12 protein-coding genes are annotated in these 13,023 nt (G+C 70.5%); 7 read left to right on the top strand and 5 right to left on the bottom strand.

What is annotated here, in order from left to right; translation table 11 throughout:
* The first annotated feature begins 855 nt into the window (after positions 1-855).
* The 4 genes from hpf (at position 856) to OHS58_RS29815 (ending at position 5,909) form a co-directional block, all read left to right on the top strand.
* Positions 856-1,545 (top strand): ribosome hibernation-promoting factor, HPF/YfiA family, encoded by a 690-nt coding sequence (hpf, locus tag OHS58_RS29830; RefSeq protein ID WP_326944281.1) that lies wholly within the window; start codon positions 856-858, stop codon positions 1,543-1,545.
* Between the two features lie 206 nt (positions 1,546-1,751).
* Positions 1,752-4,637 (top strand): preprotein translocase subunit SecA, encoded by a 2,886-nt coding sequence (gene secA, locus OHS58_RS29825; protein ID WP_328644749.1) that lies wholly within the window; start codon positions 1,752-1,754, stop codon positions 4,635-4,637.
* Positions 4,638-4,715: 78 nt separating this feature from the next.
* Positions 4,716-5,204: a hypothetical protein gene (locus OHS58_RS29820; protein ID WP_328644748.1), complete on the top strand. Its 489-nt coding sequence runs from the start codon at positions 4,716-4,718 to the stop codon at positions 5,202-5,204.
* Between the two features lie 24 nt (positions 5,205-5,228).
* Positions 5,229-5,909 (top strand): cytochrome P450, encoded by a 681-nt coding sequence (locus tag OHS58_RS29815; RefSeq protein WP_328644747.1) that lies wholly within the window; start codon positions 5,229-5,231, stop codon positions 5,907-5,909.
* Positions 5,910-6,092: 183 nt separating this feature from the next.
* Here OHS58_RS29815 and OHS58_RS29810 read toward each other — a convergent pair whose 3' ends face one another.
* Positions 6,093-6,554, bottom strand: coding sequence for an Rv3235 family protein (locus OHS58_RS29810; protein WP_326944278.1), 462 nt, complete (start codon positions 6,552-6,554; stop codon positions 6,093-6,095).
* Between the two features lie 211 nt (positions 6,555-6,765).
* On the opposite strand from OHS58_RS29810, the gene OHS58_RS29805 reads away from it, so the two are divergent.
* Positions 6,766-7,140 (top strand): HAD-IA family hydrolase, encoded by a 375-nt coding sequence (locus OHS58_RS29805; protein ID WP_247063642.1) that lies wholly within the window; start codon positions 6,766-6,768, stop codon positions 7,138-7,140.
* Between the two features lie 4 nt (positions 7,141-7,144).
* Here OHS58_RS29805 and OHS58_RS29800 read toward each other — a convergent pair whose 3' ends face one another.
* Positions 7,145-7,906, bottom strand: coding sequence for a TrmH family RNA methyltransferase (locus tag OHS58_RS29800; protein WP_326944277.1), 762 nt, complete (start codon positions 7,904-7,906; stop codon positions 7,145-7,147).
* A gap of 34 nt (positions 7,907-7,940) precedes the next feature.
* Between OHS58_RS29800 and OHS58_RS29795 the strand changes: the two genes are divergently transcribed.
* A complete protein-coding gene (locus tag OHS58_RS29795) occupies positions 7,941-9,347 on the top strand; it encodes a WS/DGAT/MGAT family O-acyltransferase (protein WP_326944276.1) in 1,407 nt (468 codons plus the stop codon).
* Positions 9,344-9,835, top strand: coding sequence for a DUF6912 family protein (locus tag OHS58_RS29790; RefSeq protein WP_247057468.1), 492 nt, complete (start codon positions 9,344-9,346; stop codon positions 9,833-9,835). Before OHS58_RS29795 ends, OHS58_RS29790 begins: the two co-directional genes overlap by 4 nt.
* Positions 9,836-10,325: 490 nt before the next feature.
* On the opposite strand, the gene OHS58_RS29785 is transcribed toward OHS58_RS29790, so the two are convergent.
* From OHS58_RS29785 to OHS58_RS29775, 3 genes are all read right to left on the bottom strand, one after another.
* Entirely contained in the window at positions 10,326-11,189 is an 864-nt protein-coding gene (locus OHS58_RS29785) for an NAD-dependent epimerase/dehydratase family protein (RefSeq protein WP_328644746.1), read from the bottom strand.
* A 51-nt stretch (positions 11,190-11,240) separates the two neighbouring features.
* Positions 11,241-12,026 carry a hypothetical protein gene (locus OHS58_RS29780; protein ID WP_328644745.1) on the bottom strand — a complete coding sequence of 262 codons (786 nt, stop codon included), beginning with the start codon at positions 12,024-12,026 and terminating at the stop codon, positions 11,241-11,243.
* A 69-nt stretch (positions 12,027-12,095) separates the two neighbouring features.
* Entirely contained in the window at positions 12,096-12,983 is an 888-nt protein-coding gene (locus OHS58_RS29775) for a hypothetical protein (RefSeq protein WP_247057462.1), read from the bottom strand.
* Between the last annotated feature and the right edge of the window lie 40 nt (positions 12,984-13,023).

Raw genomic sequence — 13,023 nt, 5'->3', positions numbered from 1 at the left:
ACCTGGCGTCGCCAACCCCGGCAGCGCCCAAACCTGGCGTCGCCAAACTCGGCGCCACCAAACTCGGCGCCGCCGAGCCCGGTTCGCCGAGCAATCCGGCCGGTCCAAGAAAGATTCCCACCCGGGTGAATCCGCGACCTCCGACCACCAGCCACCCCCCAATCCCGCCACCCCGCCCTCAGAACCCGACTCCAAAACCAGAACGGCGGTTTCACCAGGTCACACCAGTCTCCCCAAGCCCCACCGACCCCATCCGCACCACAAGAGCCCCAGCCACCGAAAGCACCCGCCAAACCCAGCCCCGCAGCCGGGTGACCCGGGTGTCACCTGGACGAGTGACTTCCGGCGGGAACGCGAGCGGCGCCGCGGCCGTTGTCCGGGCATGAGGGTGTCGATCAAAGCCACTCGGGTGCCGAACCACTCCACCGGAGTGGTGGCTGTGCCGGACAAGGCCGTCACCCTCGGCGTCCTTGCAGCTGGAGTGATGCGCCGTCCGTGTGATGCCACGGCAACCGGCGAGCGTCCGACCAGCGGGTGTTTTCTGGTGTTCACTCCCCGCTCACTGCGCGGGGTGACGGAGTCTCATTCCCCGACATCCCCCGGCTCGGGGGCTGTTGTAACGGGCGTGAGGAAGCTAACGTGCTCCGCTATCAGCAATCCCCGCAGGCAGGGAGGTGACGAGCCCATGTCCCTGGCGCCGGAGGTGCGCTGAGTCCGCGCTCGGGCATCCGGCACGAGACGTCGTGAACCGATCCGAGTTCCTTCTCAGCCCGCGATCCGGGCTTCCGTCCCCGCTACACCGGCGCCGTGTGTGAACTCAACAGCTCGCAGTCATCTCAGCGAGGGAGGTCGTGTATGGACATCGTCGTTAAGGGCCGCAACGTAGAGGTGCCCGAGCACTATCGGGCACTCGTCAGCGAAAAGCTGGCCCGCCTCGAGCGCTACGACAGGAAAGTCATCCGGTACGACGTGGAGTTGTTCCACGAACCCAACCGGCGCCAGGCCAAGAGCTGCCAGCGCGTCGAAATCACCGGAAAGGGGCGTGGCCCGGCCGTACGCGCTGAAGCGTGTGCCGCCGACTTCTACGCAGCGCTCGATTCCGCAGTCACCAAGCTGGAGAACCGGCTGCGGAGGACACACGACCGGAGGCGCGTGCACTACGGGCGCAGCCGACCGGAGTCGGTCGCCGAAGCGACCTCGGTATTGCCGGGTGGTACCTCCCCGGCCGCCGCCGCCAGTCCCGCCGCGCGTACCGCGGTGTTGGACGCACCCGAGGCCGAACCGCAGCTGAACGGTTTCGCGAGTGCCGACGAGATCACCCTGCCCCAGCAGCAGAGCTGGGCCGACGACGACCTGGGCCACCAGCCCGGCCGCGTCGTCCGCGAGAAGCAGCACACCGCCGATCCGATGACGGTGGACCAGGCTCTCTACGAGATGGAACTGGTCGGCCACGATTTCTACCTCTTCAACGACTCCGACGCGGGGCGGCCCAGCGTGGTCTACCGGCGGAAAGGCTTCGACTACGGCGTGATCCGGCTCGGCTGAGCCGGCTCTGAGGAGGCCTTCGCCGATGGCCCGCACGCGCTCGCGTGCGGGCCATCCGCATGTCAGGACGTACGGCGTGTGCACACGCCGCCCCGGGTTCCCTACGATGGGGTGGAACGGTGGCGCCGACCCACGGCGGCCGCCGTGGGAGAACCTGCCCGGGACCGGCCTGGGCGCGCTCATGATCAGCTAGTGAGGTCGACCGGATGGTGCTGAACCGCCTGCTCCGCGCGGGCGAGGGCAAGATGGTGAAGCGGCTGCGCAACATCGCCGATCACATCAACACCCTCGAAGACGACGTCAAGGACCTGACCGACGCCGAGCTGCGGGCCAAGACGGACGAGTTCCGCAAGCGGCACGCCGACGGGGAGTCCCTGGACGACCTGCTGCCGGAGGCTTTCGCGGTCGCCCGCGAGGCCGCCAAGCGCGTGCTCGGCCAGCGGCACTTCGACGTCCAGCTGATGGGCGGCGCCGCCCTGCACCTGGGCCAGGTCGCCGAGATGAAGACCGGTGAGGGCAAGACCCTGACCTGTGTCCTCGCGGCGTACCTCAACGCCATCCCCGGCAAGGGCGTCCACGTCGTCACGACGAACGACTACCTGGCCAAGCGCGACTCCGAGTGGATGGGCCGCATCCACCGCTTCCTCGGTCTCGAGGTCGGCGTCATCCTGTCGGAGCAGCAGCCGGACGTCCGGCGCAACCAGTACAACGCCGACGTCACCTACGGCACGAACAACGAGTTCGGCTTCGACTACCTGCGCGACAACATGGCGTGGAGCCTGGACGACTGCGTCCAGCGCGGCCACAACTACGCCATCGTCGACGAGGTGGACTCGATCCTCATCGACGAGGCCCGGACGCCGCTGATCATCTCGGGCCCGGCGGACCAGTCGTCGCGCTGGTACGTCGAGTTCGCGCGGCTCGCCCCGCTGATGAACGGCATCGACACCACCACGATGGGGTCGCGCGAGCGGCTCGAGAAGACGAACCTGATCAACTCGAAGTACCACTACGAGGTCGACGTCCGGAAGCGCACCGTCGCCGTCACCGAAAAGGGCGTCCGGTTCGTCGAGGACCAGCTCGGCATCGAGAACCTGTACGAGGCCGCGAACACCCCGCTGGTCGGGTACCTGAACAACGCGCTGAAGGTGCAGGAGCTCTTCCACCGCGACAAGGACTACATCGTCCGCAACGGCGAGGTCGCGATCGTCGACGAGTTCACCGGCCGCGTGCTCCACGGCCGCCGCTACAACGAGGGCATGCACCAGGCGATCGAGGCCAAGGAAAAGGTCGAGATCAAGGCCGAGAACCAGACGCTCGCCACGATCACGCTGCAGAACTACTTCCGCCTCTACGGGAAGCTGTCCGGCATGACCGGTACGGCCGAGACCGAGGCCGCCGAGTTCCACCAGACCTACAAGCTGGGTGTGGTGCCGATCCCGACGAACCGTCCGATGGTCCGCGCCGACCAGCCGGACCTGATCTACAAGACCGAAGAGGCGAAGTACGAGGCCGTCGCCGAGGACATCGCCGAGCGGCACGAGAAGGGCCAGCCGGTCCTGGTCGGCACCACGAGCGTCGAGAAGTCCGAGCGGCTCTCGAAGCTGCTGGTCAAGCTGAGCGTGCCGCACGAGGTGCTCAACGCGAAGCACCACGACCGGGAGGCGCTGATCGTCGCGCGCGCCGGCCAGAAGGGCGCCGTCACGGTCGCCACGAACATGGCCGGCCGCGGTACTGACATCGTGCTGGGCGGCAACCCCGACCTGATCGCCGACCACGTGCTGCGCGAGCAGGGCCTGGACCCGGTCGAGCACTCCGAGGAGTACGAGGCCGCGTGGCCTGGCATCCTCGAGAAGGTCAAGGAAGAGTCGAAGGCCGAGGCCGAGGTGGTCCGCGACGCGGGCGGCCTGTACGTGCTGGGCACCGAGCGGCACGAGTCGCGCCGCATCGACAACCAGCTCCGCGGCCGGTCCGGCCGGCAGGGCGACCCGGGCGAGTCCCGGTTCTACCTGTCCCTCGGTGACGAGCTCATGCGCCGCTTCAACGCGACCATGGTCGAGCGCGTCATGACGACCATGCGGCTGCCCGACGACGTGCCGATCGAGCACAAGATGGTCTCCAAGGCCATCAAGAGCGCGCAGACGCAGGTCGAGCAGATCAACATGGAGCAGCGCAAGGACGTCCTCAAGTACGACGAGGTCATGAACGAGCAGCGCAAGGTGATCTACGCCGAGCGCCACCGCGTGCTCGCCGGCGAGAGCCTGCGCGACCAGATCGAAGGGATGCTCGTCGACGTCGTCAACGCCTACGTGGACGGCGCGACGGCCAACGGCTACGCCGAAGACTGGGACCACGAGAAGCTGTGGACGGCGCTGAAGACGCTGTACCCGGTCAGCCTCGACTGGGACGACCTGCTGGAAGACGGCGACCTCGACGCGAACACCCTGCGCGAGGCGCTGGTGCAGGACGCCCGCGACGCCTACGACAAGCGCGAGGCGGAGATCAACGCGCTCGTCGGCCCGGAAGGCATGCGGACCCTGGAGGGCCAGGTCATGCTGACGGTCCTCGACCGCAAGTGGCGTGAGCACCTCTACGAGATGGACTACCTCAAGCAGGGCATCGGCATGCGGGCGCTCGCGCAGCGCGACCCGCTGATCGAGTACCAGCGCGAGGGCTTCGACATGTTCCGCGCGATGCTCGACTCGCTGAAGGAGGAGGCCGTCGGCTTCCTGTTCAACCTGCAGGTCGAGCGGGCCGAAGCGCCGCCCGCCGAAGACGCCGCCGCGCTGCCGGCGGGTGTCGGCAACGGCAACGGCCAGGCCGTGCCGGAAGGCCGCCACGCGCGGCCGGCGCCGCCGCAGCCGCCGACGACCGACACCGATTCCGTCCCGGCCGCGCTGCGCGGCAAGGGCCTGGGCGGCAACAGCCAGCAGTCGGGGCTGACGCTGTCGGGCCCGGGTGAGGACGGCGAGGTCGAAGCGCACGCCGAGGAAGCGGGCGACGGCGCGGGCGGAAGCGGAGCCACCCGGCGGGACCGCCGGGCCGCCCAGCGCGACGCCGCCAAGAAGGGCAAGAAGGGCCCGCGTCGCTGACGTGAGCCGCTGATGTGAGCCGGAACCGGGGCGCGTGGACAACTCCACGTGCCCCGGTTTCGTGAACGGGGGATGGTCGTGACGACGATGTCGGCGGAGATGCAGGAGTTCTTCGCGCTGTTCGGCGCCGAGCGGCGGCCGGACCCGTACCCGCACTACCGGCGGTGGCACGAGCGGCTGCCGGTCGCGCTCCTGGCCGAGGGGATGTTCGCCGTCAGCGGCCTCGCCGAAGCCACGCAGGTCCTGCGCGATCCGGCGTTCGGGCACCCCGAACCGGAGTACCTGGACCCGGCGGACCGGCGGCCGGACCAGCCGGTCGACGAGTCAGGACGCGTGGTCCGGGCGTTCCTGTCGCTGAACCCGCCCGACCACACGCGGCTGCGGCGGCTGGTCGCGAAGGCGTTCACGCCGCGGATGGTCGAGCGGCTGGCGCCGCGGATCGACGAGATCACCGTGGACCTGATCGACCGCGCGCCGAGCGAGTTCGACCTGATGACGGCGCTCGCGAAGCCGTTGCCGGTCGAGGTGATCGCCGAACTGCTCGGCGTCCCGCTGGACGACCGCTAGCAGTTCGCGGAGTGGTCGCACGCGATGGCGCGGGCGCTGGACCCGCCGTTCCTGCAGAGCCCCGAGACGGTCGAACCGGCGGTCCGGGCGCGGCAGTCCTTCATCGCGTACTTCCGCGAGCTGGCCGCGAAACGGCGGAGAGAGCCGGGGGAGGATCTCCTGTCCGCGCTGGTGGCGGTGTCCGACGCGGGCGACGTGCTCAGCGAGGGCGAGCTCCTGGTGACGCTCACGCTCCTGCTCATCGCCGGCCACGAGACGACGACGAACCTGATCGGCAACGGCGTCCTGGCGCTGCTCCGCCACGACGGCCTCGGGCCGGCCGCGGCGGCGCCGGACCGGGTGGTCGAAGAGGTGCTGCGCTACGACTCGCCGGTCCAGCTGACCTCGCGGACGGCGGTGCGCGACACGACGCTCGGCGCGCTGCCGGTCCCGGCGGGCAGCCAGGCGATCGTCCTGATCGGCGCGGCCAACCGCGACCCGGCGAGCGGCCCGGAGGCGTTCGACCCGGCCCGGGCGCCGGGCAAGCACCTGGCGTTCGGCCAGGGCATCCACTTCTGCCTCGGCGCGCCACTGGCCCGGCTCGAAGCCCGCGTCGTGTTCCGCGAGCTGGCCCGCCGCCGCCCGGATCTAGCGCTGAACGGCACCCCGGCCTGGAACCCGACGACCACCCTGCGCGGCCTGGCGACGCTGCCGGTCCGGTCGTGAATGGCGGAGAGGGTTAGAACCCGAATCACCACTCACGACCGTCCCGCCGGGATCAAGCCCGGTCCAGCCGGCTGAACGACGCATCGGCCGTTCGCGACCGTCGAGACGGGACTGTCCCGACCGGCCGCTCGCGACTGTCGCGCTGGGACGGTCCCGGCGGAGCTCTTGCCGTGCCCGCCCGCTTCACGCCGCTGCCCGCTGGGGCCGGTGGTCCAGCCGCCTCGGTTTCAGCAGCGCGAACCGCACGCACTGCCACCCCGTCGTGGTGCGGGTGAAGCGGGCCGCCAGCGCGAACGACCGGCCGTCGGCCTCCACCCGGGCGCACGCCTCGATCACACCCGCCACCGGGTTGCACGTGTGGACGGTGTGCGTCCGGTGCCGCGGCTGCGGCAGGCGTGGCCCGCTCAGCCCGGCGTACACCTCCGGCGCCACCAGGCCCCGGATCTGCGGCACCGGACGACGGCCGTCGTAGGCCTCCAGCAGCATGTTCAGCAGGTGGCCCACTTCGGACGCCTCGAGCTGCCGCGACGCCGGCCAGCGCGCGCCGGCCCGGCGGTGCTCCTCCGGTGTCACGGCCGCGAGCCGTTCGGCCCGGCGGGGTGCCTCGTAGCGGATCAGCGTTCTCAGGCGATGTTCCTCGGTCATTTCCTCCCCTCCCGGTCGCGGCATTTCGCCGCTTCCGCAGGCTTAGAGGGACGCGCGGCCCGAATCGCGTCAGGAATCGCTCGATTCGGGGGAGAATCGCCGAAGCGATGGCTTCGCCGGTTACCGTGCGCTAGGGGCACATCGCATTGTCGGACTCCGAGAGACAGCGCCCCGTTACCCGGCTATGGTGTGCCGGGTGCTGAAGGGGTTATTGGTCGATTTCGCCGGAGTTCTCACCGATCCCGACGCCGACCGCTTCTACGAATACCTGATGACCGCGCGCAAGCGGGGCGTCCGTACCGCGTTGCTGTCCAACGCACCCGGGGCGTCGGAGCAGGTCAAGAAAACCATGTTCGACTATTTCGACGCGCTGGTGTTCTCCGGCGAGGTCGGCGTGGCCAAACCGGATCCGGCGGTCTACCTGATCGCGGCGGACCGGCTGGCCCTGCCCGCCGTGCACTGTGCGTTCGTCGACGACTCCGCAGCGAACATCTTCGGTGCCGTCGAAGCGGGCATGGTGGGGGTGCACCACCGGTCGGTCGGGGAAACGCTCGCCGAACTCGGTGTGCTGTTCCCCGATCAGTGAACGATCAACGCGCGCGGCGGACCAGTTCGAAGGAAAGCACCGCCGCGGCGGCCGAGACATTGAGCGACTCGACGTCACCCGGCATCGGGATCGACACCCATTCGGTGACGAGCTCGCCGACGTCCGCGCCGACGCCGTCCGTTTCGCCGCCGAGTACAAAAGCCGCGCGCTGCGTCAGGTTTACGTCGAACAATGCGGTCTTCGAGGACGCGCCCAGCGCGTAGATGCCGTAGCCCGCTTCGGTCAGCATTTCGGCCGCCTCGCGCGCAGAGCCGCAGCGCAGCACCGGGGCGCGGAACGCGACCCCGGCCGAAGCCTTGACCACCAGCGGGTCCAGCGCCGCGACGCCGCGGCGCGGCACGATCACGCCGTCGAGCCCGGCCGCGGTCGCGGTGCGCAGGATCATGCCGACGTTCGCCGGGGTCGTGATGCCGTCCAGCAGCAGCACCCGCGACGGCGGCTGCCGGTCCTCCAGCGCCGAGGCCAGCGCGCGCATCCGCGGCGCGACGACGTCGGCGAGCACCCCCTGGTCCTGCTTGCCGTTGCCGGCGAGCACCTTGACCCGGTGGGCGCTGGCGCGCTGCACCGGCACGCCCGCGTCCTTGGCCGCGCGCTGGATCTCGGCCGCGCCCGGCCCGCGGGCGGTGTCGGCGAGGATCACCTTGTCCACGCGCAGGCCGCCGTCCGCCAGTGCCTCGAGCACCGGCTTCCGGCCGTACACGGTCAGGAAGCGGTCTTTCGGCGAGACAGTCGACTCATCACCCACACCGGGCAGTCTCGCATTGTGTAAGGATCGGCCCATGCCCGACCGCCTTTCCGCGCTGGACGCCTCGTTCCTCTACGTCGAGGACCACGCGACCCCGATGCACGTCGGCGGCGTGGCGATCTTCGAGCGGCCACGCTCCGGGTTCAGCTACGCGCAGCTGCTCGACCTCGTCGGTGCGCGCCTGGCGTACCTGCCGCGGTACCGGCAGCGCGTCGCGGAGGTGCCGGGGCACCTGGCGCGGCCGGTGTGGGTGGACGACGTCGACTTCGACCTGAACTACCACGTCCGGCGCTCGGCGCTGCCCCAGCCGGGCCGCGACGACCAGCTGTTCGACCTGGTGGCGCGGCTGATGTCGAGGCGGCTGGCGCCGGAGCGGCCGCTCTGGGAGGCGTACTTCATCGAGGGCCTGTCCGGCGACCGGATCGCGCTGGTCACCAAGACCCACCAGTCCGTTGTGGACGGTGTCGGTACGATCGAGCTCGGCCAGCTCATCCTCGACCCGACCCCGGCCGAGCCGGAGCCGTTCGAGGACATCTGGACGCCGCGGCGCGAACCGAGCCGCACCCAGCTGGTGCTCGACGCGGTCAGCGAGGGCGTCCAACGGCCGGCCGAGGTCGTCGAGAACGTCCGGTCGGCGGCGAACGACGCGGTCGCGGCGGCCGGGAAGTTCGCCGAGACCGTCGGCGGGGTGGCATCGGCGCTGCGCACGCTGGTCAACCCGGCGCCGCCGGGGCCGCTGAACGTCCGGGTGTCCGGCGGGCGCGTGTTCTCGGTGGTCCGCACGCGGCTCGAGGACTTCCGCAAGATCCGCGCGGAGCACGGCGGCACGGTCAACGACGTCGTCCTCGCGGCCATCACCGGCGCGTTGCGCGAGTGGCTGCTGTCGCGCGAGGAGACGCTGACCCCCGACGCGACGGTGCGGGCACTGGCGCCGATGGCGGTGCGCGACGCCGAGACGGCGGAGTACTCGACGCCGGGCCTGGTCGGCAACCAGGTGGCCGCGTACCTGGTGGACCTGCCGGTGGGCGAGCCCAACCCGGTGCTGCGGCTGCAGCACATCGGGCACGCGATGACCGAGCACCTCGACTCGGGCCGCTCGGTCGCCGCGCGCGGGTTGCTCAAGGTCGGCGGCTTCGCCCCGGCTACCCTGCATTCCCTCGGCGCACGTGCGGCGGGGTCGTTGTCGGGGCGGATCTTCAACGTCATGGTGACCAACTCGCCGGGCCCGCAGGTGCCGATGTACGCGGGAGAGGCGAGACTGGTCGAGATGTTCCCGGTGATGCCGCTGATGCGCACCCAGGCGCTGGCGATCGGGGTGACGTCGTACCACGGCGGCGTCTACTTCGGACTCAACGGCGACCGCAAGGCCGCGTTCGACGTCGACCTGCTGGCCGGGATGATCGAAGAATCCTTGGAAGAGCTGAAGGGTGCGCACTGGTGAGGGTCTATCTGCCTGCGACCATCGCGATGCTTCGCGACTTGGAAGCGTCGGGGGAGTTCCGCGCGCGCAACGGGACGGCGTTCGCGCTGACCCCGGCGCTGCGCGAGACGTACGTGAGCGGGTCGGACGAGGAGCTCGAGTACGCGGCGCTCCTGGACGCGGCCCGCGCTTCGCTGCGCCTGATCGCGGCGGAGGAGAAGGGCGAACCCCGCCGGGTGGTGGTGTCGGCGGACGTCGAGGGCATCACACTGCGCCCGGACCTGGACGCCCCGGTGGTCCGCATCGGCGGCCCGATCCCACTGTCGGCGGTGGCGGCGGTCCACGTGGACAGCCCCGAAGCGGCGGACGCGGTCTCGGCAGCGGCGGGCGTGATCGACGCGGCCGACCTCGGAGACCTGGACGCGGAGTTCATCCTGGGCGATGCGGAGGATCACGAGCTGGCTTGGTACGCGCCGCAGGAGCTGCCGTTCCTGCTGGAGCTGCTCTGAGTTGCCGGCCTTGAGCTGGCTGGCTCGACCTGTCGGCCTTGAGGTGTCCGACTCGACCTGTGCGGTTTGGGCTGTCGGGTCGAGTTGCCCAGCTCGGTCTTGTGCGGCACGAGCCGTCCGGCTCGAAGTTGTCCAGGTCGAGTTGCCCGGCTTGACCTGTGCGGTTGAGCTGTCGGGCTTGGGCAGTTCAGCTTGAGCTGTTCGGGTCGAGTTGCCGGCTTGAATCGGGAAGCTCAATTTGTCGGCTCGAGCTGTCCGGCGACGACCGACGCGGCCCGAGTTATCCGGCTCGACCTGCGCGGCAGGAGTTGCCCACAGGCTTGTGTGCATGTGGACAACTTCCGCGCCAAGCCGCTGATCTGGGGTTTCCGTCGGGGTAGGCCGATAGACTGGACCTGGGCACGCCCCCCGGGGATCGGGTGGGGGCCGGTCTTCGCCGGCCCGGGCCTGAACCCCTCAGCGGCTCGAACCGTCAGCGCGTCCCGAGCCCTCAGTGCGGCTCGAACCACTCCGGGCCCGGCTCCGGCAGCTCGCAACGCCAGCCCGTCGCGTCCGCCAGCTTCCGTGACACCACTCGCTGCGACCGGGCCATCGGCTCCGCCAGCGACAGCCGCGATGCCAGCCACTTCGGCACCGTTCGCGCCTTCCGGACTCCCGCCGCCTCGGCCAGGACCCGGCCCAGGTGTTCCTTCGTCACCGGCGTCGCCCCGACGTTGTAGATCCCCGAAGGCGCCTTCAGCGACGCGACCGCGCCCGCCGCCGCGTCGGTTGGGTGGATCGCCGTCGTCCAGTCCTTTCGGGCGCCCAGAACGAGCGGTGACAGCAGCGCACCCGTCCCCACCAGGTTCGCGATGCGCAGGCGGATCACCGTCCGGCCCGAAGCCTCCAGTGCGGCCACGTTGCCGTGCGCCCGCACCGAAGATGCCGTCACGCCCCGCGGCGATATGGGCGCCTCTTCGTCCAGCTCGTGGTCGCCGCCGTCCGCGTAGACGAACGAAATGCCCTCCTGGACCACGGTTCGCAGCTCGTCCACCCGACGCACCGCCGCCGCCAACGTCGCGCTGCCCGACAGCCGGACGTGGTCGTTCTCGGCCCAGGCCGCCTTGCGCGTCATCTCGCGTGGGCCCGGGATGCGCGTCGCGAGGTTCAGGACCGCGTCGTGGCCTCGCAACGCCGTGGCCAGTGACGTCTCGTCGAACAGGTCGCCCAGCACCGGCTTTGCGCCCGTCCGCTCGACCGCCGGCACGCGATCCGCGCCGCGGGCCAGCCCGCTCACCTCGTGGCCGGCCTCCAGCAGCCGCGCCACCGCCGGGACGCCCAGCACGCCCGTCGCCCCGATCACCATCACCCGCATGTCCTGACTCCCTTCGTCCCCGCGTGGACGAGGCGGTCGGCGGGAACGTGACTACGGTGTGAGCGTCCCCACCTGGTCCGGCGGCGGGGCCTGGACGTCGACCGGGGCGCCCCACTCCGTGTAGCGGGTCGTGATCTTCGCGCCCGAGCCGGGGGAACCGTCTGAGCCCGCGAGGATCGGCGACAGGTCCAGCACGATCTGCAGCGGCCGGTGGGTGTCGTCCAGCCACAACTCGACCGGGAACTTGCCGCCCAGCTGCCCCACCTCGTCCGCGGCCAGGCCTGCGGGCAGGTCCGCGCCGAGCTTCGCCAGGTCGAGGTCGACGCGGTAGTGCTCCGCGGCCACTCCGCCCAGGTCGCCGCGCTCGGCCGAGACGATCGTGCCCGCCGCCGCGACTTCGCCCAGGGTGTGCGCCGGGTCGTTCTGGGCCGCGAGCTGCCCGAGGCTGCCGCCGAGCACCTGGGAGAACGGGTCGGTGCCGTCCGGTGCGACCTCGACCCACGGCTTGGCCGTGCCGACCTGGTCGCGCGAGCCCTCCGGCACCTTTGCGTACAGCTTCCCGGCCACCAGCCGCAGCTCCATCGGCTCGCCGATGAAGTCCGTCGTCATCACCTGGGACGTCCCGCCGGCGCCGAACCGCGCCTGGCCCTGGCCCTTCGACCGGACCGAGCCGACGGCGACGTCCGTGGCGAACTTCGCCGACCCGCCGCTCGTGGTGGCCGCCGTCGCCGCGTCGGCCAGCGCGCGGGCGTCGGTGAACGTGGGTGGCGGTGAAGCAGAGCTGTCGCACGCGCCGGCGAGCAGGGCGAGCAGCAGCACGACGGCGGCTTTGCGCATGCGCCAACCAAAACACAGCGGCTCCCCCGAACCCGTTCGGGGGAGCCGCTGGTCACGCACGGTCGCTGGTCAGCGGCCGCCCTTGAGCAGCTCGCCGAGGTCGGCCACCTGGTCCGCGGGCGGGGCCGCGACGTCGACCTGGGTGCCCCAGTCGGTGTACTTCATCGTGAACTTCGAGCCGTCCGCGCTGGGCACGCCCATGGCCTGCATCAGCGGGCCCTGGTCCATCGTGACCTGCACCGGCAGGTTGTCCTTGTCCAGCCAGAACTCGGCCGGGATCTTGACGTCCTTGCCCTTGAGCGACTCCGCGACCTTCGCGCGGCTCGCCTCCGGCATCGACTTCGTGAACTCGTCGATGGACTTGGCGACGTCCATCTCGACGACGTAGTGGTTGACCTTCTGGCCGTTCAGCTCGGTCTGGTCCGACGAGACGATCCGGCCGGTCTTCGAGACCTGGTCGAGGATCTTGCTCGGGTCGCTCTGCTCGGCGGACTGCGAGCTGCTGCCCAGCATCTGCGAGAACGGGTCGTCGCCGCCCGGCGCGAACTTGATCCACTCCTTGCCCGCACCGAGCTGCTTGGCCTGCTCGGCCGGCATCTTGATGTAGAACGCGCCGTCGACGATCCGGATCTCGCTCTGCTGACCGGCGGCGTTGGACGTCATCGACATCTTGGTGTTCGCGCCGTCGAAGCTCATCGCACCCGAGGCGGTCATCGACTGGCCGCCGACCGAGCTCTCCATGGTGAACTTCGCGGACTTCGACTTCTCGGTGCCCTGCTTGGACGCCGAAGCGAGCTGGATGGCGTCGGTGAACGGCGACGCGAGGCCGCTGCCGCCGTCGGCCTGGGACTGGTTGCTGCCCGCGGCGGCCGGCTCGGCGGTGCCGGAGTTGCCACTGCACGCCGTCAGCGTGAGCACCAGCGCGGCGCCCGCGGCGACCAGGGTGGTCTTGCGCATCGAAATCCCCTCAGGAGTTGGATCTTCCGCTCGGCATATC

Source organism: Amycolatopsis sp. NBC_00348, assembly GCF_036114655.1.
GTDB lineage: Bacteria > Actinomycetota > Actinomycetes > Mycobacteriales > Pseudonocardiaceae > Amycolatopsis.
The sequence above is the reverse complement of the archived record's forward strand: the minus strand, read 5'-3'. Positions and strand labels throughout refer to the sequence as shown.